20 protein-coding genes and 1 pseudogene are annotated in these 21,165 nt (G+C 60.5%); 14 read left to right on the top strand and 7 right to left on the bottom strand.

What is annotated here, in order from left to right; genetic code table 11:
* Positions 1-20: 20 nt before the first annotated feature.
* The gene (locus ACERK3_14145; GenBank protein ID MFA9479426.1) at positions 21-215 is read right to left on the bottom strand and encodes a hypothetical protein; all 195 of its coding nucleotides are present in this window, start codon (positions 213-215) and stop codon (positions 21-23) included.
* A gap of 268 nt (positions 216-483) precedes the next feature.
* Here ACERK3_14145 and ACERK3_14140 point away from each other — a divergent pair, with 268 nt between their 5' ends.
* On the top strand, positions 484-663 hold the full coding sequence (locus ACERK3_14140) for a hypothetical protein (protein ID MFA9479425.1): 180 nt from the start codon (positions 484-486) through the stop codon (positions 661-663).
* Between the two features lie 210 nt (positions 664-873).
* Here ACERK3_14140 and ACERK3_14135 read toward each other — a convergent pair whose 3' ends face one another.
* Complete coding sequence (locus tag ACERK3_14135) at positions 874-2,595, bottom strand: DUF262 domain-containing protein (GenBank protein MFA9479424.1); 1,722 nt, start codon at positions 2,593-2,595, stop codon at positions 874-876.
* A gap of 293 nt (positions 2,596-2,888) precedes the next feature.
* On the opposite strand from ACERK3_14135, the gene ACERK3_14130 reads away from it, so the two are divergent.
* Positions 2,889-3,596 carry a hypothetical protein gene (locus ACERK3_14130; protein MFA9479423.1) on the top strand — a complete coding sequence of 236 codons (708 nt, stop codon included), beginning with the start codon at positions 2,889-2,891 and terminating at the stop codon, positions 3,594-3,596.
* A 777-nt stretch (positions 3,597-4,373) separates the two neighbouring features.
* Positions 4,374-5,495: a hypothetical protein gene (locus tag ACERK3_14125; GenBank protein ID MFA9479422.1), complete on the top strand. Its 1,122-nt coding sequence runs from the start codon at positions 4,374-4,376 to the stop codon at positions 5,493-5,495.
* A gap of 59 nt (positions 5,496-5,554) precedes the next feature.
* Here the strand turns inward: ACERK3_14125 and ACERK3_14120 are convergent, their stop codons facing one another.
* Together ACERK3_14120 and ACERK3_14115 are read right to left on the bottom strand one after the other, a co-directional pair.
* Positions 5,555-5,902, bottom strand: a complete 348-nt coding sequence (locus tag ACERK3_14120) for a helix-turn-helix domain-containing protein (protein MFA9479421.1) — start codon at positions 5,900-5,902, stop codon at positions 5,555-5,557.
* Between the two features lie 2 nt (positions 5,903-5,904).
* Positions 5,905-6,153 (bottom strand): hypothetical protein, encoded by a 249-nt coding sequence (locus ACERK3_14115; protein ID MFA9479420.1) that lies wholly within the window; start codon positions 6,151-6,153, stop codon positions 5,905-5,907.
* Between the two features lie 498 nt (positions 6,154-6,651).
* On the opposite strand from ACERK3_14115, the gene ACERK3_14110 reads away from it, so the two are divergent.
* Positions 6,652-7,107: a hypothetical protein gene (locus ACERK3_14110; protein ID MFA9479419.1), complete on the top strand. Its 456-nt coding sequence runs from the start codon at positions 6,652-6,654 to the stop codon at positions 7,105-7,107.
* Between the two features lie 2 nt (positions 7,108-7,109).
* Positions 7,110-7,625, top strand: a pseudogene (locus ACERK3_14105) (ABC-2 family transporter protein).
* 1,242 nt (positions 7,626-8,867) lie between these two features.
* Here ACERK3_14105 and ACERK3_14100 read toward each other — a convergent pair.
* From ACERK3_14100 to ACERK3_14090, 3 genes are all read right to left on the bottom strand, one after another.
* The gene (locus ACERK3_14100) at positions 8,868-9,902 is read right to left on the bottom strand and encodes a sugar phosphate isomerase/epimerase family protein (GenBank protein MFA9479418.1); all 1,035 of its coding nucleotides are present in this window, start codon (positions 9,900-9,902) and stop codon (positions 8,868-8,870) included.
* A 173-nt stretch (positions 9,903-10,075) separates the two neighbouring features.
* The gene (locus tag ACERK3_14095) at positions 10,076-10,696 is read right to left on the bottom strand and encodes a hypothetical protein (GenBank protein ID MFA9479417.1); all 621 of its coding nucleotides are present in this window, start codon (positions 10,694-10,696) and stop codon (positions 10,076-10,078) included.
* Positions 10,697-10,722: 26 nt separating this feature from the next.
* Positions 10,723-11,310 carry a type II secretion system protein gene (locus ACERK3_14090; protein ID MFA9479416.1) on the bottom strand — a complete coding sequence of 196 codons (588 nt, stop codon included), beginning with the start codon at positions 11,308-11,310 and terminating at the stop codon, positions 10,723-10,725.
* A gap of 273 nt (positions 11,311-11,583) precedes the next feature.
* Here ACERK3_14090 and ACERK3_14085 point away from each other — a divergent pair, with 273 nt between their 5' ends.
* From ACERK3_14085 to ACERK3_14045, 9 genes are all read left to right on the top strand, one after another.
* A complete protein-coding gene (locus tag ACERK3_14085; protein ID MFA9479415.1) occupies positions 11,584-12,168 on the top strand; it encodes an RNA polymerase sigma factor in 585 nt (194 codons plus the stop codon).
* On the top strand, positions 12,152-13,369 hold the full coding sequence (locus ACERK3_14080; GenBank protein MFA9479414.1) for a hypothetical protein: 1,218 nt from the start codon (positions 12,152-12,154) through the stop codon (positions 13,367-13,369). The genes ACERK3_14085 and ACERK3_14080 overlap by 17 nt, the downstream gene beginning before the upstream one ends.
* Positions 13,370-13,409: 40 nt before the next feature.
* Positions 13,410-14,015, top strand: coding sequence for an acetolactate synthase small subunit (gene ilvN / locus ACERK3_14075; GenBank protein MFA9479413.1), 606 nt, complete (start codon positions 13,410-13,412; stop codon positions 14,013-14,015).
* 102 nt (positions 14,016-14,117) lie between these two features.
* Entirely contained in the window at positions 14,118-15,947 is a 1,830-nt protein-coding gene (locus tag ACERK3_14070) for a hypothetical protein (protein ID MFA9479412.1), read from the top strand.
* A 133-nt stretch (positions 15,948-16,080) separates the two neighbouring features.
* Positions 16,081-16,467, top strand: a complete 387-nt coding sequence (gene panD, locus ACERK3_14065; protein ID MFA9479411.1) for an aspartate 1-decarboxylase — start codon at positions 16,081-16,083, stop codon at positions 16,465-16,467.
* 32 nt (positions 16,468-16,499) lie between these two features.
* On the top strand, positions 16,500-18,101 hold the full coding sequence (locus tag ACERK3_14060; protein MFA9479410.1) for an ATP-binding protein: 1,602 nt from the start codon (positions 16,500-16,502) through the stop codon (positions 18,099-18,101).
* 309 nt (positions 18,102-18,410) lie between these two features.
* Complete coding sequence (locus ACERK3_14055; protein ID MFA9479409.1) at positions 18,411-18,722, top strand: magnesium transporter MgtE N-terminal domain-containing protein; 312 nt, start codon at positions 18,411-18,413, stop codon at positions 18,720-18,722.
* 60 nt (positions 18,723-18,782) lie between these two features.
* The gene (locus tag ACERK3_14050) at positions 18,783-19,730 is read left to right on the top strand and encodes a transporter (protein MFA9479408.1); all 948 of its coding nucleotides are present in this window, start codon (positions 18,783-18,785) and stop codon (positions 19,728-19,730) included.
* Between the two features lie 305 nt (positions 19,731-20,035).
* Complete coding sequence (locus ACERK3_14045) at positions 20,036-21,118, top strand: LacI family DNA-binding transcriptional regulator (GenBank protein ID MFA9479407.1); 1,083 nt, start codon at positions 20,036-20,038, stop codon at positions 21,116-21,118.
* Positions 21,119-21,165 lie beyond the last annotated feature (47 nt).

Genomic DNA, 21,165 nt, shown 5'->3' with positions numbered 1-21,165 from the left:
TGTCACAGCAGTTCACGACTCTATGAATGGGCGGGCACGTCTCGCATATCCACCATGTCGCCGGTTATCTGCTCGATGACTTCTTGGATGAATTGCTCGGGCACCTCTTCCTCGCGCCCATCCCAATCGTGTTCCCATTCATACCAGATGGTGGTTCGGCGTTGATTACGATCGAGATGGCCATCCGAATCCTGGTGCTTGAGGCCATTTTGCATGTGATGTCTCCAGTATTGACTAATCGAACGGAGGCGCCCGCACGCCCCCATAAGGAACATCGCACCCAAGATCGACCCGCTTCGACCAGATCAGTCGAACCTTCACCGATCGTCATAACCGTCAAGCTACCCCGTCACCACACGTCATGTCCGTCAAGCCGGGAATTAACTGGGCCGAGAAAGCGAAAAGTGAAAAAGGCGATTGAAGTGGCGTCAGAAAATTCGTGAACTGCTGCCATCTTGTGGAATACGCGTCGATGTTTGATATATGAGCGACTTATCAAACAACCCGGACAGGAATGATGACGGACAACGATCGGGAAATGATCGTGACGAAGCGGCGCGCGACCCAGGTTCGGGATGCCAGTTCCTGAGCCCTGAGGACGAGGCGCTGATGCGGGAACTCGATCGCGAAATGGACGAACGGATCGCCGCTTGGATCACCTAAGTGATCCGTAGCGGACAGCGTCAAGGGGCTACCGTCGCATGGCCTCTCGTTCCGACACAAATTTCACTAGAGGCTAGTGTTCGCGCTGTTCTCAAACCTGCTGAGATTAAGTTTGGCAATGGCAATACGATTGGTGAGATCAAACCAGATGAAGACTGATCCGCCACGCCACGAGGGCGACGCGACCCCCGCATCCAGGTCGGGCTTGCTTCATGCGCGTACATTCAGCGTCCATATCTTCGGCGCCAATGCCGCGAGTTTGGTCTGCCTCGCAGTAATTTCGTGCTTGCTCCAACCGGTCATATCGGACAGGCCTCGGGTGAGATGGATCGATGATTTCGCGTAGGCAGGCTGTTTTACGTCGAAGTCGTCACTTTTCAAATCTGAGTTTATCTTTTTTTCGAGGATTGTGAGATTGCCGATTCGCTTGACCAACTGGGAGTGATCTTCTTCTGAGATCGACCATTGTCCGGACGGCTTTTGGGGCATAACGTGTTCGAGGTCGAATCGATCGGGATCGTCCGCGTTGACGAGCATTGGGTCTTTGTCGCCCCGGGTGGCAAGTTCCAGCGCCCACAGGTAATAACGTGCGGTGTAGTTTCGAGAGACGGTTACGCGGGCAAACTGATCTTCAAATTCTCGATCTGCTGGCACATGCCGCTTCATCTGGTCAGCTAGCTGTTTCGGTGTTGTTATCTTCTTACTGCGAATCTCTTGGGCGGCATTCGCATAGAACTGCTCAATGGTGCCACTTCCAATCCCGCCGACAATTAGGAATCGCACCGTCCACGCAACGCACAAGCGGAAAGTCTGTTCGGTGGCTTTACGGTCAAATGTCATCAACGTGGATAGCAAAAGCGGGCGAATGCGATCGACCCGCAAACTTTCCCCAAGAATACGAATGCAGTCGCGTGTCGCATGGGTGTGCTGATTCTTCGACCACAATGGATGAGACGGATTGATGATGGCGGCATACGGAGCAGAGTTTTGACTTACCATGTCGCCGAACTCAACAACCTTGCCGGGTGTCTTCGCCCAATTTCGGATGCGTGAGAAAATGTCATCAGCCTTGACATGTCCGTGGAACGATATCCATAGTTGACGGACATAGTCGAGCGAACGTTCTTCCAAGCCGTTCGCTTCAAGTGTACCAACCATTTCGTCCCACCGAGAACGAATGTCGTCGAGACGGTCTTTTTGAGCAGCGGTGGCGTAGAGGTAGTTCTTAAGCAAATCCAACTGAGACAGTTTCAGACCACGATCGTTCAACGTTTCGAAAATGGAAAACGCCTTTGCTGCATCTGGAACGATTACCACGATCACTTGGGCGGACTTGGTTAGGTAAGTGATCCACGAACGAATATTCTCAATTTGGCGGTCCGGTTTCGTCTCATCAGTGATTTTCTGACTAACCCATCTTGCGGCAAACTTCGCCGCTTCTTCGATCCGGAGATGGGAAGGTTTACGTGATTCGCATTTTTCCATGCGATCGGTGTGATCTGGCGGCAATATGACGCGGCGGTAAAAGTAGTCATCGTCGCTGGTGTTCAACTTGAGCTTTGCCCGATCACTATCCGAATGCATGTCGTAGGCGGAAAGAAATTGCTGGGAAATGGATTCGTAAAGTCGGCGCTGTGATGGATCGTCGGCGAGGTAGTCTCGCAAGGCGGCGTACAGGATGATCGTGGTGGCAAGGCGTTGTTGTCCATCGGCAACTTCCAAGGTGCCGTCGTCGCAACGAATAAAAACCATCGTGCCAAGAAAGTATTCAGGGTCGCCATGGTTCATGGCGTTGCGGAGATCGGCGTAAAGATCATCCACGTTCTCTCGGTGCCAGGCGTAGGACCGCTGATTGACGGGGACCCGGAGATAGTTGCGCTCGATCGTTTCGCCGATTCCCCACTTGTCAAAATCGATGTCCTTACCCGGCATGGAAGAGGCTCCAACATGTTGTTTGGCTATGATGCGTCCCGATGAACCCGTACAAGGTATGGGCACCGACCACGTCAAGCAATCGCCGCATACAGGGGCTGGGTGCTGAAGCGATCGTCCCCGTGCCAGTGACGGTTCGTCCGGCATGGTCCTGCCTTCCCGCCAGCAACCTCACCGCCCGTTCGGCGCCCGACAGCGGACAGCACACATCATTTGCGGTCACGCGGCTCAGGTACCGTCCTTGATCACCGGCGGAGTCGAATGATTGAGCACCAACCGGGTAAACTGCCAACATGAACGACCCTTCCCCATGGCTGACTCACCTGGGATCGGCAGCCCTCGCAGCCGCGATCACCCTCGTCTTGGCTTGGTTGATGTTGCCGGTGAAGCGACGCCAACTTCAGACAGCCAACGAAATTGACCTTGATGCATTCAAGGAGCAACGGGCCATAAGCCGTGCGGATGAAGATGAGCAAATCGCACGGATGGGGAAATTAACGGAGATGTACGTGACGCATCGGAAGCACGGCATCACTCCGAATGATCTGCACAGGTACAGGCAGCAGATTGTCACCGCGTCCGACGAATCAATCAGCAGTGTCAGGCCGGTCCAGGATGAGCTTGGACCAAATGGGCACCCTGTCGGCCTGTCGCCGAACGGCGACAAGGTGGAATGGCTTCCGAATGAAGAAGAGCTTGGTGGTGAACCATGGCCCATGATCCTCCTGCGAAACGAGTCTGATTTGCACGCGGCAGCGCAGGAGATGTTTGAGCGCGTTTGGTGGGTACGGCATCATGTGCTGAAAGAACAACATCCGAAGGAATGGGCGGACACGCCTGAAGACATTCGTAATCGAGCGGAGTCTAAGGCTGCTGAGATCGAGTCGAAGTATGGCCGGGAAAGCTTGGTTCTAGATGACTTCGAGTGGGGAGTGGTCAATGGCAAGTTGTCTGCTCTTCGTTGGGTGACTGGCTCAGAATGGGACATGCTGGACACGTGACGTCAAGGGGCAGTTTCGACTAGAATGGCCGTCTTTTTTGCTTGGCAAATCGTGCAATGACAAGCTGCCACTCCTGGTTCCCTTTACCGGTTCTTGGTAGCTATTTCTGAAAGCCAACCGATGGCGGCGTCCAGATTGCCCGGCGCACGGTGAGCGCGTTTGTCTTACCTAACCCGTCTCATCTCCGAACAGGGCCATCATCGCAAGACGGTGGCCTTGTGCACATCTTGCCGCCCACCAAGGCTTTTGTCCGTGTTGCACCGCCGCCTCGCCCGTCTGCGGGACGAACTCGTTTCGCGTCCCGCGCAGCCCGTGCCAAGGCTGTGACTCTGCGATGGCACCACTCCACATCTGTTCAAATACCTTGCTTTACCTGATCTTGCGGTAGACAATCAGCGTTGTCCGGCGCGGTCCGGGTAGATCAATGCCAAAGAATCTGACGGGAAAAATACTTCCCGAGATACTGCGAGAGACCAACCAGCCATGGAACTTCCACACGCCTCATGTCACACCCGTAGGTCGATCACGCGACTGCATCCATGGCTCGCGATGCTCTGTGCTGTCTTGTCCGTTTCCGGTTGTATGGAGAATGCGTCAGTCCCCGCTGGCCCGATGGAGGACGATGTTGCCGATGCCTCACGCCAACCGCCTGCGGACCGTCAACAAGCTGATCTGGACGAGGCGATCGAGGCGTACCGGCTGGCACGCCAGCGGTTTTATGAGGTCGTGGCGAATAGGCGGGCGACCGAACAGGCAGTCCAAGCGACTGAGCAGGAATTGCAGGCCACACACGAACGCATTCTGGCGTTCATCGAAGAGGACGTTCAAGCGACGGCCGATGCCTTCCGCCAAGCTACCGCTGCTGGAACGGATGAAGACCGCCTGCTCTGGATGGACTTTATTCAGACACTGGTGGGCCTTGGCGTCATCCGCGAAGCTCACTACGAGGCACGACAGGACGCGCTGGCCAGTGTTGACGTGATCGCGGACTTTCATGCCCTTTATCCGGAGGCGCAGGGGGCGTTCGTCTATCATCGGAGCGATTTGAATGATGTGTGGTGGGAGTCGGGCGCCGTTCTTTACGGCCGATACGAATTGGAGTTGTCAGTACCGGTCACCCTTTCCCAAGACCTGCGCCGCGTAGTGGAGGCGGGCGAGCCCGAATTCACGCTTTATGAACATGGTGAGGCAGGCGAACCGGTCGAACCTATGCGGTTTGGTGTGAAGATGTGGGAAAAGGTCAAGGCGGCGCAAGGGCGAATCGAACACGTCTTCGAGCAGATCACTGTCGATGATCCGGTTGACCTGGAGCAGGACCTGATCGCGCTCTACGAACAACAGTTGGCTGAGACGGATGACGAACATGAGCGTACGGCAATCGAGTTTCTGATCCAAACCCTGCGCAGCGCCGACGAGATCGATGAAGCCCATGAGGCAGCCACGGAACATGCCGTCGAGCATGTCGAGGTGATCCACGAATTTCACAGGCTCTATCCGGAAGCGACTTCGTCGTTCGGCGGCTTCGCGGCGGGCTGGGCTGATGCGCAAGAAATGATTCCATGGCGATCCGAGGCGCTTCTGCATGGCCGGTACGAGTTGACTCTGCAACTGGACGTCGGACTGTCTGAGGACGGACGCCGCATCGTCCGCACCGGCGAACCGGTCTTTTACCTGAATGAGCGCAGGTGGGTACAGCGGCTGCCGGACGGTAGACTCTCGATTTGGTACGACCCGACCCACCGTCCCCAGCAGTTCGGTGCTGAGGAATGGCGAAAGGTTGTTGCCGCTGATGGCGACTTGTCCGTCCTTAGATTCGAAGTCATCGCTGATGAGCCGATCGAGGAATCGCCCGATCCCGCTCCACCCAAGGCGTTTCCCGCTCAGCCGGTGGACCCGTAACTCCGCTGAACTCGCCACACACAGTTGGTCAGTCCACTCTTGCTCTGCTCACGCCGACGCTATGCCGCGTCCGTCAACTCCACCCGCAGGGTCTTGCCGACGGCGCGGGCGTAGCGTTCGAGCGTGTCGAGGTTCGGGGTCGTGTTGTCGCTGTTCTCAAGCCGACTGAGGTTGGACTTGGCGATGCCGGTGCGTTCGGCCAAGTCGGTCAGGCTCAGGCCCTGCCGCTTGCGCTCGGCGACGAGCGCGTGCAGGATGTCGCGGAGCCGCTCGTGGTGGGCAAAGATCGCCCGCCCCTGGGTCTTGATGGCCGCGGCGTCTTCACGGTCGATTTGCTCCGCTTGAGCCTTGAGCTTGCGGATTTGCTCGGGGTTGAGCTTCTTGGTCGAGCGTCGGATGTCGGGCATGGTCAATCCTCCACGTCGTAGGCGGTGATGGGGTAGGCGGAGAGGTCGTCGAGCATCTGGTAGACGACGGCGAGCTTGCGGCGGTGGCGGGTGTAGCCGAAGACGATCGGGTGGCCGCTGCTGCGGCTTATCGCGGTGGCGGTCGGGTCGGCGAGCACATCTTCCGCTTCGGCCGGGCTGACGCCGTGCTCGGCGAGGTGTTCGACGTTGCCGTCGGGGCCTTCGATCCAGAGCACCTCAAGGTGGGGCATGGCATCGTACCCTCCGGGGTTATCATTCAGTATAACCCACCGAGCGGGGTTGTCAATGATGATAACAATGGACGGTGAAAGACGTCTGGTTCACCGTTTCACCCTTCGCCACAGTCATCGGCCACCAAGCCGTCCTTCGTATCGGTACGGTATTGTCACCAAACGGAAGTTGGAGCCTAAATGGCTCCATTAGACCCGCCTCGACGGCCCTAAACCTGCCCAAAAATCTGCCTTTTAATCAAAACGAAACCTCATTTAAGCCGCAATAAATCGGGTTTTCGGCAAGCCACCCGGGGTTCGACTCCCCCCGGCTCCATTCCTACTTAACGCCAAGTTGTTTATGTAAAACAACTTGGCGTTTTTCATTTCTTGTCAGCGTCCCTTCGTAGCCGAAAATTGCCGATTCGGTAGCCGAAAAGGGCTTGCTCGGTAGCCGATATTCCTGGATGACGGGTTCAATCAGCTACAGACTCCAACCCCTGATCCTGGACATTATACATGGTTCGGCGAAACCCCCGTAACGGCACCGCAAACGGGCCTTCGATCAAGCTCACCTGGTGGGCGGCGAAGAATACATGGCAGAAGGTGATTGGCAAGATTGGGCAGTTCGAGGGCGAAGAGGGGCACGTCCCCCTGGACTTGGTCGCCGCGACGCCGAAGAAATGGTATTTCGGACCCGACCGGGGCGCGGCAGAGATTGCGGCACACCGACTTGTCCAGTTGTGGCGCGAGATCCAGGCGCTGGGGTTGCGGAATGGCATCCAGCTCTACATCCAGTTGCTCGCCATGTCGATCCGTGCGCAGCTTCAGTACCGCGTCAGCTTCGTGCTGTCCGCCAGCGGGCAGTTTCTGACGACCGGCGTCGAATTCCTCGGCATCTGGGCCCTGTTCGCACGCTTCGACCAGCTTCAAGCTGGACGCTGCCGGAGATCGCGCTGTTCTACGGCACGCTGAGCGTGGCCTTCGCCTTGGGCGACGCACTGGGGACGGGCTTCGATCGCATGGGCGCGATGGTGCGTGGCTGTGACTTCGACCGCGTGCTCGTGCGACCCCGCGCCACCATCCTCCAGATCATGGGCAAGGAACTCGCGCTGCGACGTGTGGGTCGACTTCTCCAAGGCCTGATCGTGCTCGGCATCGCAATCTATTTACTGGACATCGCCTAGAGCCCCGCCATGGTGGGACTACTGCTGCTGACAATCGCGGGCGGCGTGTGCATGTTCCTCGGGCTGTTCATCCTGCAAGGCACGCTCACGTTCTGGACGATCGAATCCGTGGAAGCGGTCAACGCCTTCAGCTATGGCGGGATGACGGCCGGGCAATACCCCATCACGATCTACGCCGACTGGTTCCGGCGGTTGTCCACCGTTCGATGCACTGGACGCTTCACAACGTATAACAAGCCTCACGATCGCTGCCAGAGGATTGCTTGGTCGCGGAAGGCCGACAGCATTTGCCGACATGCGTACTGACGCCGCCGTCGCTGCCACGATGATTTACGTTCAACAGGCAATGGATGGGCGAACGCGATTTGAACCGGACTTGTCCGTGCGTTGGGACCGACTGATCCGTGCGGCGGGCTTCGAGGAGAGAGGCAGCCTCTGGTGGCGAAGGCAGGGACGCAAAGCGCCAGGTCGGATGGTGCAGCTATTGCGAAGACAATGGACGACGCTTGATTGGCGGTGGGTCGAGCGCTCTACCTCGCCCCGTGAGGCTTGGACGGCTTCGGGCCATTATCTCTTTCTCGACGACCGTTTCGCAAAGACACTGCCTGATTCGTTTTTCTTTTCGCCGCTGCCGGAGACGACGATGCGAGAGAACGAACGGAACTGTTCTTATCTGTTGGCCTTAGCCGGTGGAGGCCGCAGGCGCACACCACGTTGAGTGCCGTCATTAGATGTCAGTGCAGATGCGAGCATTCAGCGTACGCACCGGGTCGCAAGACGTATCGACCTTTGATCATCGCCCGTGGTGTGTTGCGGTTGAAAGTACACAGATGAAAGGGGTCATGAGCCATGACGATGCCTGAAACTCAGCCTCTCGATGACGTAGCAGCGATGGTTGAGACATTATGGTCAGAACCTGACACAACAGCTGGCAGCTTTCGCTGTTGAAGCATCATGGTTCAACGACGAGGTGAGCAAGTCACAAGGCGACGCTTGGCTGCTCCTTTGGCGAAGCGAGTCGCAGGAGTGGAACTGTACGGGCCGGATCGCGAGAAGTAGAAGCTTTGACGATGGTCGGGCAGACGAGTTGCGCCCGCGTCGTCTTGTCGGTAGGCGTTGCCGGCCGGGTCAGGTGCTGACCGAAGGACCGGAGATCGCAAGAGCGGAGGTACTGTCCGACGATATCCGAGGATGCATCGAGGCGGGGCAGGTAGAACTCGCCGGTATGATGCACCTTGCCCTGACGTTGAACCGGGTTGCTGGGCTCGCGGTGAAGGTGGATTCATCGTTTGCCCTGCGGGCTCCCTCCGAGGCAGCAGAACAACCGAAGACGATCCACCTTAATTCATCCAATACGCGCCCAGTTGGCGGGGAGGCGTCCAGTGCGGGGCTTTCGGAACCGCATTTGCCGCACTCGATCTTCGTCGTAGACGAAATCACGCATCTATAAATTCACTGGCAATACTCACTGGCAATTTTGCCGATGTCGTAATTGCTATTTCAGCCGTCCGGCCGGATACATTCTCACGCAGGGCCGGGTTGTACAGCTCACCGGTCGAACTGCGCGTCGAAGGCGATATCGCTTTGTTTGAAGTCCATATCCTGGACGAACGCGCAGGCTTCGGCCGCGCCGTGTTCGCGGTCCATGCGGGAGTCTTCCCATTCGACGCTGAGCGGGCCGGTGTAGCCGATGTCGTTCAATGCGACGATGATCTGCTCGAAGTCGATGTCGCCTCGGCCGGGCGAGCGGAAGTCCCAATATCGGCGGCGGTCGGCGAACTCGCTGTGTCCGCCGAACACACCTACCGTGCCGTCGCCGCGGTTCCACCAGGCGTCTTTAATATGGACGTGGTAGATGCGTGAGGCGAAGTTGTAGATGAACTTCACATAGTCGACGTGCTGATAGCCGAGGTGGCTGGGGTCGTAGTTGAAGCCGAAGCGTTTGTGGTTTTTGATGGCTTTGAGAGCGCGCTCGGCGGTGGCGATGTCGAAGGCGATCTCAGTCGGGTGCACTTCGAGCGCGAAGTTGACGTTGGCTTTGTCGTACGCGTCGAGGATGGGCTTCCATCGCTTGGCGAAGTCGTCGAAGCCGCGTTGCAGATAGTCCTGGCTGGTGGGGGGGAAGGCGTAGAGGGCGTGCCAGATGCTCGAACCGGTGAAGCCGTTGACGACGGCGGTCTTGACGCCCCAGTCTTTTTTCTGCGGCTTGGCGTCCATGAAAGCGCGGGCGGCCTTGCCGGTGTCGATCATGCGCTTGGCGGCGCGCTTGCGGACGCCTTCGGGGTCGCCGTTGCCCCAGATGTCGTCGTCGAGGATGGCCTTGTGGCGGTCGTCGATGTTATCGCAGACGGCTTGGCCGACGAGGTGGTTGGAGATTGAGTGGCAGGTCAGGTCGTGATCAGCGAGGATTTCCCATCGCTGTTTGAGGTATTTCTTATCTTTGACCGCTTGCTTGACGTCGAAGTGATCGCCCCAGCAGGCCAGTTCCAAGCCGTCGTAGCCGAAGGCGGCGGCCTTTTGACAGATGTCTTCGAAGGGCAGGTCAGCCCACTGGCCGGTGAAAAGGGTGACAGGTCGAGCCATGATTTGCGAGCCTCCTTCGTGAGTTCGAAGTTAATTTCCGCCTCGTAGTGTCGGAGCTTTCGCGCATTTGAGCAAGTGGGGGCTTGAGGCCTGAGGCCTGGGGCTTGAGTTTGAGGATGAACGACTTCAGTCGCTTCGCCTGAAGCCTGAGACTTTAACACCAGCTCTGCGGATCATCGGCGTTGTCGGGCGCGGTCGAGCAGGTCGCCGGCGAAGTCGTAGAACTGTGAACGCTCCTCGGCGTTGGTGGTGGCGAGCAAGTCCTGGCGGAATCGTTGCATCTCGCCGGCCATGTGATCTCGGCCGCGGTTGATGCTCTGCTGAATGGGCTGATTGTCTACCCACCGATGAAACTCGCGCTGCATCGGGCTATCACTGAACTCCAGCATCATGATGACACGATCGAGGAACGGCCCGCGGTCCGCCTCCGGCAGGTCGAAGTATCGCGTACTGACACTGCGCAGCACAGTGACCGCCATTTGCGCCTCGACCTGCCGGCGCAGGGCCGTGCTGCCCCGGACGCTTAGCCATTGTTCGTCGAACTCGGCTCGCTGCTCCTTCGTCATGCGCAGATAGCGATTGCTCAGATCGCGCACGTACCGCTCTCGCTGTTGCGAAGAAAGCTGCGTGAACTGATCGCTGGCCATGAACGCAACGACGTCGTTAGCGTCGGCCGAATCCGGTGCGGGCATTGTCGGTGTCAGCATCACACGCGCCACCAGCAGGCAGGCGAGCACAAGCAAGGTGCCACTGGCTACCGCGAGCAAGATCCGTCGACCTCGCGATTGAGGCATCCATTTCACATCGCTGGACCAAACCATCAGTTGACCTCCACCGGAAATGGCAACGCGTCCAGATCAATCAAGCCGCTCACATGGCCATCGTAGTACACGGTCTGGTGAAAATACGGCTCGGCGCTGGTGGGGTGAAATACGGCCGCATCCGACAGCACCGGTGCGAGGTCCGGGTTCTGCTTTGCCCATTGCGCCGCGATCCGTTCGGCGCCGGGTTCCAAGGAAAGTAACGCGAAATGGTACTCGTAGCTCGTCCCCATTGACTCGAAGTAATTGCGGTCGTCACCGGGGCAGCGGAACGCCTGCGGTTCGTCGATGTAATACTCGAGCACTTTGATGATCGTAATATCATCCGGCTGCGCTTCGTCGTGCGGGCGTGGCAGATTCCGCGCCACCGGCAACACATCGGGGAAATCGTCGGTGTACATCACCCAGCCTGCGCCGATCTGCTTCAGCGCCGCCGCGCAACCAACCCGCTGCGCCGAACGGCGGGCCTGCGACAGGGCTGGCATCAGCAAGCCGATGAGCAGGCCGATGATGGCGAGCACCACCAGCAGCTCGATGATGGTGAACCCGCTGCGGGGTCGTCCCGGTCGTTGATCTTTGTCGTTCATATTTCAACCTCCGCCTGAGGCGGTACCCTGTTGCTGTCCCCCGGCCCCTTGGAAGCCCGTGCTGAACGTTTCGCCCACGCCCCCCGGCAACCTCGGGCACCCGGCTTGCCCAGCGGTCTGCGAAACGCCTCGGAAGCTTCTTGAGGAGCTTTGGCTCCCGGGAAAGGTTTCGCCGACGGTCAGGCAAACCCCCCGCGAGCGTTTCAAGTTTTTTTTCGCGAGGGATTTTAGCTGGCCGACGCGAAGATGAAGCAGTAAGAGGAACCGACGCACTTGGGCGAGACCGACGGCTCTCAGCATGACGAGGCGCAGTCGACGTGGCAGGCCGAGCACTGGCCCGACGTCGAAGCGGTGTATCGCGCGCATGTGGTCGACGTCTGGCGGTTCGTCTGCCGTCGGCTGCATGGCAATCGTGATGCCGCGGATGATGTGACCAGTCAGGTGTTCATGGCCATGGTCGAGCACGCCGACCGCTTCGACCCGACCCGGGCGAGCATCGAGAGCTGGCTGTTCGGCATTGCCCGGCACAAGCTGGCGGACCACCTGCGACGGGCCTACCGCGAGCAGAAGCACCACCGCGCGTGGCAGGCCATGCAGCCTGACTTCGAGCCGGGGCCGTTGGAAGCCCTCGGCGGGCCGGACACTGCGGAGATGAACGCCGTGCTCGACAAGCTGCCGACCAACGAGCGCGACGCGCTGGTGTGGAAATATTGCGATCGGCTGAGTACTCGTCGCATCGCCGACCGCATGGGCCGATCGGAGAAGGCCTGCGAAAACCTGCTCTATCGCGCCCGGCATCGATTCCGTTCGCTTTACAACCGCCTCACTGAGGACCAAGACCATGAAGTCCGACGATGAACGACAACTGCAACGCGACCTCGCCGGGCTGGACCAGCCGACGCCCGACGACACGTTCGTCGAGGGGCTGCGGAATCGCCTGCAAGCGGCACACGCCCGCCGTCGGCCGCGCGGGTTGCGCTGGCCCCAGCGGTTGCTGCCGTGGACGGCGGGGGGGGCGCTGGCGGCGGCGGTGCTGCTGACGGCGACGCTCTGGCTCAGCAGCGACATGGGCTTCGCCGACGTGCAGCAAAGCTTGCGCAACGTCACGACCGCGCAGTTCCAGGCCCGGTTCGTCGTTGACCGCACCGACGGCTGGCCGGACGACATGCTGCTGCTGAACGTCTGGTTCGACGTCTACGCCGGCGCACGCTCGCGGGCCGACCTGCTCGGCCAACCCGTGCTGGAAACCATCACACGCTGGGACGACCAGGTCTGGGTCATCAACCACCTCCGCGGGCAGACCACCTCCTGGTCGCACGGCCAAGAGGTCGACCGATGGGTACGCGAGCTCGACCCCGCCACGCTCATCAGGCAACTGCGCGACACGCCAGGCGTCGTCGCCCACGAACGCGAGCCGCAGACCCTCTACGGCCAGCGGACAAGGCATTTCGAGCTCACCGGCGAGGCACTCGACCTCCAGCCCGGCGCAAGCCTCGACCTGTGGGTCGACGCGCGGACAAGCCTGCCGTTGCGCGTCGAGTTCACCTTGCCCGAAGCCCCGCAGGGCAGGCTGCGTCTGGTGGTCGACGATTTTCAGTGGAACGAGTCCATGCCGGTCGAGTGGTTTCTCCCGCCTGCGACGATGGAGCAGGTCGACTCGCTCGAAGCGTTGCTGCCCGAGGTCAACACAGTGAGCGTCATCGACACGCTTCGCCGATTCAGCGACCGCACGGGCGGTTACTACCCCGGCCACGCGATGGCCGAGCCGATGCTCGCCTTGCTGATGATGCAACTGCACGCCGGGCCTCAGACGTCGCGCGAGGACGTGGCGTTGCTGGAAGACCTGCTCGCGGCGGGGGTGTTCCTCGTCGAGCAGGTCCGCCGAGGTGCCGAGCCGGTCTACGCCGGGCGGAGCATCAACGCCCGCGACGCCGACGAGCCGCTGCTGACGTGGACGCCCGCGCCGGGCCAGCAGCGGGTGGTGTACGGCGACCTGCGTGTCGAAACGATCGACGAGGCGGGGGATGAGGGGGCATCGGCAACAGTTCACATCGACTGAAATTTGGGCTTTACCGGGGGTGGCCGTATGATGTCGCGCCATGAGCGAAACTTCCCAAACGTGGCGTCACGTGATCGCGGCGCTGGTGACCAACGAGCCGGGCGTCTTGGCGCAGGTGGCGGGCATGTTCGCCGCCCGCGGGTTCAATATTGACTCGCTGGTGGTCGGACGAACAGATAACCCCGAACTGTCGCGGATGACGATCGTCGTCAGCGGCGACGACGCCGTGCTCGAGCAGGTGCGCAAGCAGTTGCAGAAGCTCGTGCCGGTGGTGAAAGTGGTCGACTACCAGGACACGGCCTTCGTCGAGCGCGATCTTATGCTGGTGCAGGTCGCGGTGGGCGATGCCCACAAACGGCAGGAGATCATCACCATTGCCGACCTGTTCCGCGCGAAGGTGGTGGACGTGGCGTCCGATCGGCTGATGGTCGAACTGGCGGGCACGGAGGGCAAGATCGAGGCGTTTATTGATCTTGTGCAGCCCTATGGCATTGTGGAACTGGCACGGACGGGCATTATCGCCATGCCGCGCGGCCGGGCGACCTCGTCCGACCGCCCCGCCTTGGCTGGCACGGCCCGCCGCGGCAAGCCCAGCGAAGGCCCGGCCGACAGCGGCGTGGACGACGCCGACCTGCCGCCGGGCTGAATTGGGAATTTGGGGATTTCGAATTTCGAATTTCGGATTTGTTTCGAGCTTGGCGGACGGGTTGTTCCCGCATAAGACTTGCTGGCTGAATTGGGACGATACATGAAGAAATCCGAAATCCGAAATTCGAAATCCGACATTCAAAACCCCCTCACCCTCGCCCACGTGACGCACGAGGCGGTGGAGCAGCTTGGCGGCATCGGCACGGTGCTGGAAGGGCTCATCACCTCGCCGGTGTATCAGCAGTCGGTGAAGCGGTCGATCCTCATCGGGCCCACGGCGACGCACATTCAGGCCGACCCCGCCAACCGCCTCGGCGAGCATGGCGAAGTGCTCTACTCGTCCATCGACCAGATCGACAAGGCCGGGCTGGCGGGCAAGTTCCGCCCGGTGGAGTGGGCGTTCAACGTTGCGATCGTCTACGGCAAGCGCTATTACGACCCGCCGGGCCAGGACCGCAAGGGCGAGTCCGAAGTGCTGCTGATCGACGTGTTCCGCGCCAACCCCGACCGCCTGAACGTCTTCAAGCTCCGCCTCTGGGAACGCTTCGGCATCGACAGCGGCCGATATGAAAAAAGCTGGGACTACGAAGAATACGTCCGCCTCGCCGAGCCCGCCTTCTACGCGTTGCAGGGCTTGCTGAGTGAGGAAGACTGGCCTTGCGTGCTGTTCGCCCACGAGTACATGGGCATGCCCGCGGCGCTGCAGGCCATCCTCGACGGCGGCGACAAGTTCCGTACCGTCTTCCACGCCCACGAGTGCGCCACCGCCCGTCGACTCGTCGAAGACAACCCCGGCCACGACACGATGTTCTACAACGTGCTCCGCAAAGCACGCGAGCAGGGGCTCTACGTCGACGACGTCTACGGTAGCCAGGACGCCTTCCTCCGCCACGCCCTCATCAGCCGGGCGCATCTGTGCGACGGCGTGATCGCGGTCGGCGACCACACCCGCGACGAACTGCACTTCCTCAACCAGCCGTTTGATGAGCACCCCGTGCAGCTTGTCTACAACGGCATCCCCGCGCCGGCGATCACGCTGAAGCAGCGGAACGACAGCCGGGCGATGCTCGCCGAGTATTCGAAGAAGCTCGTCGGCTACGAGCCGGACGTGCTCATGACCCACGTCACCCGCCCCGTGGTCAGCAAGGGCCTCTGGCGTGATGTGAAAGTCTGTCACGAACTCGACGCGCAGCTTGGCAAGAAGAAAAAGAAGGGCATCCTCTACATCCTCACCTCCGGCGGCGGCGTGCGGCGGCCGCAGGACGTGGCCCACATGGAGCAGCAGTACGGCTGGCCCCGGCATCACCGCCATGGCTTCCCCGACCTCGTCGGCCCGGAAGTCGACATCCAACACATGATCGAGCCGTTCAACGCGAGCCACGATCATCTGCAGATCGTGCTCGTCAACCAGTTCGGCTGGTCGCGCGATCGCATCGGCAGGCGGCTGCCGAAGGACATGACCATCGCCGACTTCCGCCGGGCGACGGATGTTGAGTTTGGCATGGCGACCTACGAGCCGTTCGGCATCAGCCCGCTTGAGCCGTTGGGCTCGGGGGCGGTGTGTGTGTTTTCGAATGTGTGCGGCTGCCGTGGGTTTGTCGATGCGGTGATCGATGGCGATCGGCCGGACAACGTGATCGTCGCCGACTTCACGCAGATCGACCACGACGGCACGCTGCACGACATGCTCGCGATCGACCAGACGCAGCGCGACATCATCGAGGCCCGCGTCGCCCGCGAGGTGGCGGACGACCTGATGGCTCGTATCCCGTTCAACGACAAGCAGCGGGCCGCCCTGATCAAGTCCGGCCAGGCCTTGGTGAAGAAAATGGGCTGGGACCAGGTCGTCGAGCACCGCCTCGTCCCGCTGCTGCACGGCCTGCGTGGCCTGACGCCTGAAAACGGCAACGGCGTCGGCCCCTACGCTTGACCGCACCCCAAGGCTAAGCGACTTAAGTCGCTCAGCCGAGCGCCTCAGCTGCATCGCCTCGCCCCCAGTCTTCCGCTATAATGGTGGGTCCCGCGGACACGATCCCCGCGAAAGGCTGCTTATGTTGCGCAAGATGTTACGAGGCAAGATTCACCGGGCGACGATCACCCAGTGTGACCCGGACTACGTCGGCTCGATCACGATCGACGCCGACCTGCTGCGCGCCAGCGGCATCCGCCCCAATGAGGCGGTGCTGGTGTTGGACATCGACAACGCCGTGCGTTTCGAGACGTATGTCATCAAGGGCGAGCCCGGCTCGGGCGTCATCGGCGTCAACGGCGCCGCCGCGAAGCTTGTCGAGGCCGGCCACAAGATCATCATCGTCTGCTTCGGCCTGATGCAGGAAGACGCCCTGGACGCGCACAAGGCAAAGGTCATCATCTGCGACGAGCACAACCGCGTCGCCGAGTCGCTCGAATACGGCAGCACCCTCGACGAAACCCTCGCTGCCATCAACTGACGCCCGCCTCTGGCCCATCGTAGAATACCCGCATGATCCAACCGGTTCGCGTGAGCCTTGCGAACAAGTGTCAACTGCTGTTCGGAGCGGCGGTGATCCTCATCCTCACCGCGGCGCTGGCGGTGGTGTGGCTGCGCATGCATACACTGGTCGAGCTCGGGCCACAGAAGCGGGCCGCCGACCTCGCGGAGATGTGGCTGGCGGGCCAACTGCAACTCGGCGGGGCCGCGCTTCGTCCGGACCGGTCGGTGCAGTCCCTGCCACCCGAGGTTCAACTGACGCTCACGCTGGTGGAGCGGTCGGACTTCGATCGCGTCGTTGAGCGTGACCCGTTCCTCGGCCAGGCGATCGAGCGGTTCGAGCTACGTCCGTCTGCAAACGACTGGTTCGGCCGAACGGAAGACATCGCCGGCGACGTCTACTACCGCTATGTCCGTGCCATTCGCGATACGCCGACCGCGGTCGATGCTGACGCCGACGCCGACGACGCTGCTGCCGGTCACGCGCTTCGGCAGGTGCTTGTGATACACCTGCGCGATCGCGACGCTCCGGCGCAGCACATGGTCAACCGCATTTACACCATCGCCGCGGGCACGTTCGCGGGTCTGCTGGCCGTCGGTGTGTTCTGGTTCATTACCACCCGGCTGATCCTCTCCCCCGTCCGCCTGCTGCGCGATGTGACGCGCAAGGTGGCCGACGGCGATCTGAACCTCCGCTCGGATATCAACACCGGCGACGAGTTCCAGGAACTCTCCGACGCGTTCAACACCATGCTCGAACACCTCAACGAGCAGCAGCAGCAGCTCCGCTCGGTGAACAAAAGCCTCGACCTCAAACTCGGCGAGCTGGCGGAGAGCAATGTCGCGCTCTATGAAGCGAACAAGGTGAAGGGGGAGTTTCTCGCCAACGTTTCACACGAATTGCGCACGCCGTTGAATTCGATGATCGGCTTCGCCGAGGTGTTGCAGGAAACGCTTGCCGACCGCGAAGGTCCGATGGATGAGAAGCGCAAGCGATACGTGCAGCACATCATCACCGCCAGCCGACGGTTGCTGGAGTTGATCAACGACCTGCTGGACCTGGCCAAGATCGAGGCCGGCCGTGCTGAGCTGAACATCGCCCCCGTCAGCCTGGCGGACACCTGCGAAGGGCTGATCAACCTCATGCGTCCGCAGTCGAGCAAGCGGAATGTGCTGTTGAAGCAGAAGATCGAGCCGAACCTGCCGCTTGTGCATACTGATGCCGGCAAGTTGCAGCAGATTCTGTTCAACTTCCTCGCGAACGCCGTGAAATTCACCCCGCCCGCAGGGGTGGTGACGTTGTCGGTGAAGCACATTCCGCCGACGCGGCCCGGCGGGCACGCATTCGTCCGCCTCAGCGTCAGCGACACCGGCCCGGGTATCGCGACGGAAGATCAGGAACGCATCTTCGAGAAGTTCACTCAGCTCGATCCATCCGTGACCCGCGAAGTTGGCGGCACGGGCCTGGGCCTGACCATCAGCAAGGAACTTGCCGACCTGCTGCACGGCCGCATCGAGGTTGATAGCGACGTCGGCCAGGGCGCAACGTTCAGCATCACCATCCCCGTCATTTTCGAAAAACGCAGCGCCCCCCTGATGCCCGAAATCGCGTAAGCGTTTGAGTGTGAACGCGGCGATGTGCCTTGGCCTACGAAGAACGTTCCGCGTGACGGCAAAGGTCTCCGCGCCAGTGGCATTCGTCTGCCGGTGACGGAAAGACTCAGCACGGCTTAAAAGCGGTGGCAGCTAAACAAAGTGTATCACTGCTTCATGCTGACTCGACACCGGTGAAATCAGGCGGCATGATATCGATGGTAACCTCATGCCAAACGCTCTTCATCGCGTCAGTGGGGGAGGGGCGGGCTTCGCGGCCGACCATCAGTCGTTGGTGTCCACACGATAAAATGATTGAGCGAATGATCAATGGGCCCGCAATCGCTTAAAGGCGCCTCCGCAGAGCCGATGCTGTATGCACAGCACCAAAGCCCGTGCCTGAACGAGGCATTCGACAACCGGGAGGTAGCGACGCTGCTGGAGCATGTGGCCGCCGACGACCGCATGGACCTGATTCAGGAACTGCCACCCGAGCAGCAGCGGGCCATTCTTGCCGAGATGGCCGAGCCGGAGCGGCGGGAAACCGAGCGGCTGCTCACACATCTGGGACTCGAAGTCGGCGTGACCGCTATCAGTTGGGAGGTCGCGCAGACACACGACGAGGAACTCAGTTCCTCTTGAATTTGAATCGAAGTTTTGTAGTTCATTCACCCTGAACCCTCAACACAACGAGATATTGAAATGACCAACAATCGAATGGCCTATTGGAGCGCCGCCGGGCTGGTGGCGATAGGCCTGACCGCGACCACATGGGCAGACAACGCGTCCAACGGAACCTTTGACCGGTTCGCGTCCAGCCTGTCGCTGACTGCCACTGACACGGAGGACATGCCGGGGCGATCGGGCGTGACATCTGGCGGGCAGTACAACCTGTTCACCAACCCCGCCCCGCGTGATTTCCATCGGCCGTTGGCCCCAGAGCCGCACCCGTACACCACTGAACCGGGCCGGGTGCAGGTCGAGATCGACCCGCTGAGCTACGCGTACGATCGGCACAACCCCGATCGCGAAAACATCCGCGTGCGGGCATGGGAAGTGCCGGTGACCATCAAGCTTGGCGTGCTGCACAACGTCGACTTTCAGGTCGGCGTCGACGCGTTCGTCTGGGAACGCGAAGACGATGTCGACGCCGGCACACGCTCGCGCGAGCGAGGCTTCGGCGACATCACGCTGCGCTCCAAGATCAACCTCTGGGGCAACGATGAAGACATGGATCATGCCTTCGCCGTGATGCCGTTCCTGCAACTGCCCACCGCGCGTCACGACTTGGGCAGCCGGGCGGTGCAGGGCGGTGTGATGCTGCCGTTCGCCTGGGTCTTCGCCGAGGGTTGGGAAGTGGAGTGGACGCCGCACTTCGCCGCCATCCGCGATGGTGACGACGAAAGCTACGAGTTGGAGGCTGGCAGCCTGCTCGTGCTCAACCGTGTGATCGTGGAAAATCTCGAAGCGTTTGTGGAGTTCGAGGCCATCGGCGACACGGAAAGCGGCAGCCCCTGGGCCGGCACGGTTGCCACGGGCCTGACGTACGAGTTGACGCCGGACACGATCCTCGAAGGCGGCGTGGGCTTCGGCGTCACACGTGCTGCCGATGATTTCACGACCTTTATCACGATCGTTCAGCGGTTCTAAACGGCCGCTGGGACGGGTGTCTCGATCAGTCGTCAGGGGCCGAAAGGCTCCTGGCGATCTTTACCATCTCACACTCGCCGGGCGAGACGGCATAAAACGCGTCTGTGAAACACTTTGAATGCCACGGTCTCAGGCCGTACTCTGCGCCACTCAGCACGGCTTGATAGCCGTCGGACCCGATCAACATCGACCATTGCTCAAAATTCGTTGACTTGGGTTGAGCGTCGTGTTACGGTTATGCAACCGGTGGCGTACTGTGCAACCGGTGGCGTAAGGGGATGGCCCCAAATCAGGATTGGCAGCCCATGAAGCCCACGATCTCCGATGTTGCACGTCTGACCAACAAGAACCGTTCGACGGTGTCGCGGGTGCTGCGCAACGACAAGCGGTATACGATCAGCGAGGCCTGTCGTAAGCAGATTATGGAAGCGGCGGCCAAACTGAATTACGTGCCCCAGCATTCGGCGCGGTCGTTGGCGACGGGCAAGAGCTATTGCGTTGGGGCTTTGCTGGGCACGCCGGAGAAGGATCTCGCTTCGCCGGTGGCGTCGCGCATGTTCTTGCAGATGGCTCACACGCTGTTGCGTTCGGGTTACCACTTCACCTTTTTGCCGATGATGCCGGGTCGGTCGGCCCGCCAGCACATACTGGATGTGTTGCAGCAGGGTCGGGTGGACGGACTGTATGTCGGCACGCGCATGATCCAGCCGGACATGCTTGAGGATGTGGCGAAACACCGCATTCCGATGGTGACGACGGATGCGTTTGCGGAAGTGCGTGACTCCGGCCTGCTCACGGTCGTCGACCGCGATCATCGGCCGGGCATGAAGCAGATGGCCGAGGCGCTGGTCCGTCACGGGCATCGGCGTGTGCTTTACGTCATTTCGCAAAGTCAGGTGGACAATGATCGTTGCTTCGCGCATCGTGTCGAACGGTTTCAGGAGGCTGCCGAGCAGGCGGGCATCCGCGAAGTCGACGTGTTTATCTACACGGAAGAGATTCGCGGATTTTTCGCGGACCGGGCCGAGGCAAGGCTTGCAGTTGAGCGGGAGATCGATCGCTTCGCCAGTTACTCGGCCGTCGTTGCCAATTCAGACCTGGTGGCCTACGGGGTGATGGACGCCCTGCGTGCAGCCGGGATCGAGCCGGGCAAAGACATCGCAGTGACCGGCGGGGACAACCTCGAAACCGGGCCGAACTATCCAGTTAAAGAACCGTTCCTGGCCACGATTGAAACGAATATGCCCCTGCGTGGTCAGCGTGTCGCTGAGACGCTGCTGGAGCGGATGCAGAAGCCTGATACGCCCGTTCGCACGGTGCGTGTCCCCACGACCTTTATTGCCAGGCCGAGTTTGACCAGTGCAAAGGGGGCCGCTGCCTTACGGTGATCGAAACTCGTGCAGGCAGTTGTAGCCACCTTGAAATCTTATGTGTT

The organism is Phycisphaerales bacterium AB-hyl4 (assembly GCA_041821185.1).
Classification (GTDB): Bacteria; Planctomycetota; Phycisphaerae; order Phycisphaerales; family Phycisphaeraceae; genus Natronomicrosphaera; species Natronomicrosphaera hydrolytica.
Note: the sequence above shows the minus strand (reverse complement) of the source record. Positions and strands in the feature narration are given on the sequence as shown.

Coding starts and splice junctions, on each gene's coding strand:
- ACERK3_14145 (MFA9479426.1), bottom strand. CDS start 215: ATGCAAAATGGCCTCAAGCACCAGGATTCGGATGGCCATCTCGATCGT.
- ACERK3_14140 (MFA9479425.1), top strand. CDS start 484: ATGAGCGACTTATCAAACAACCCGGACAGGAATGATGACGGACAACGA.
- ACERK3_14135 (MFA9479424.1), bottom strand. CDS start 2,595: ATGCCGGGTAAGGACATCGATTTTGACAAGTGGGGAATCGGCGAAACG.
- ACERK3_14130 (MFA9479423.1), top strand. CDS start 2,889: ATGAACGACCCTTCCCCATGGCTGACTCACCTGGGATCGGCAGCCCTC.
- ACERK3_14120 (MFA9479421.1), bottom strand. CDS start 5,902: ATGCCCGACATCCGACGCTCGACCAAGAAGCTCAACCCCGAGCAAATC.
- ACERK3_14115 (MFA9479420.1), bottom strand. CDS start 6,153: ATGCCCCACCTTGAGGTGCTCTGGATCGAAGGCCCCGACGGCAACGTC.
- ACERK3_14110 (MFA9479419.1), top strand. CDS start 6,652: ATGGTTCGGCGAAACCCCCGTAACGGCACCGCAAACGGGCCTTCGATC.
- ACERK3_14100 (MFA9479418.1), bottom strand. CDS start 9,902: ATGGCTCGACCTGTCACCCTTTTCACCGGCCAGTGGGCTGACCTGCCC.
- ACERK3_14095 (MFA9479417.1), bottom strand. CDS start 10,696: ATGCCTCAATCGCGAGGTCGACGGATCTTGCTCGCGGTAGCCAGTGGC.
- ACERK3_14090 (MFA9479416.1), bottom strand. CDS start 11,310: ATGAACGACAAAGATCAACGACCGGGACGACCCCGCAGCGGGTTCACC.
- ACERK3_14080 (MFA9479414.1), top strand. CDS start 12,152: ATGAAGTCCGACGATGAACGACAACTGCAACGCGACCTCGCCGGGCTG.
- ilvN (MFA9479413.1), top strand. CDS start 13,410: ATGAGCGAAACTTCCCAAACGTGGCGTCACGTGATCGCGGCGCTGGTG.
- ACERK3_14070 (MFA9479412.1), top strand. CDS start 14,118: ATGAAGAAATCCGAAATCCGAAATTCGAAATCCGACATTCAAAACCCC.
- panD (MFA9479411.1), top strand. CDS start 16,081: ATGTTACGAGGCAAGATTCACCGGGCGACGATCACCCAGTGTGACCCG.
- ACERK3_14060 (MFA9479410.1), top strand. CDS start 16,500: ATGATCCAACCGGTTCGCGTGAGCCTTGCGAACAAGTGTCAACTGCTG.
- ACERK3_14055 (MFA9479409.1), top strand. CDS start 18,411: ATGGGCCCGCAATCGCTTAAAGGCGCCTCCGCAGAGCCGATGCTGTAT.
- ACERK3_14050 (MFA9479408.1), top strand. CDS start 18,783: ATGACCAACAATCGAATGGCCTATTGGAGCGCCGCCGGGCTGGTGGCG.
- ACERK3_14045 (MFA9479407.1), top strand. CDS start 20,036: ATGAAGCCCACGATCTCCGATGTTGCACGTCTGACCAACAAGAACCGT.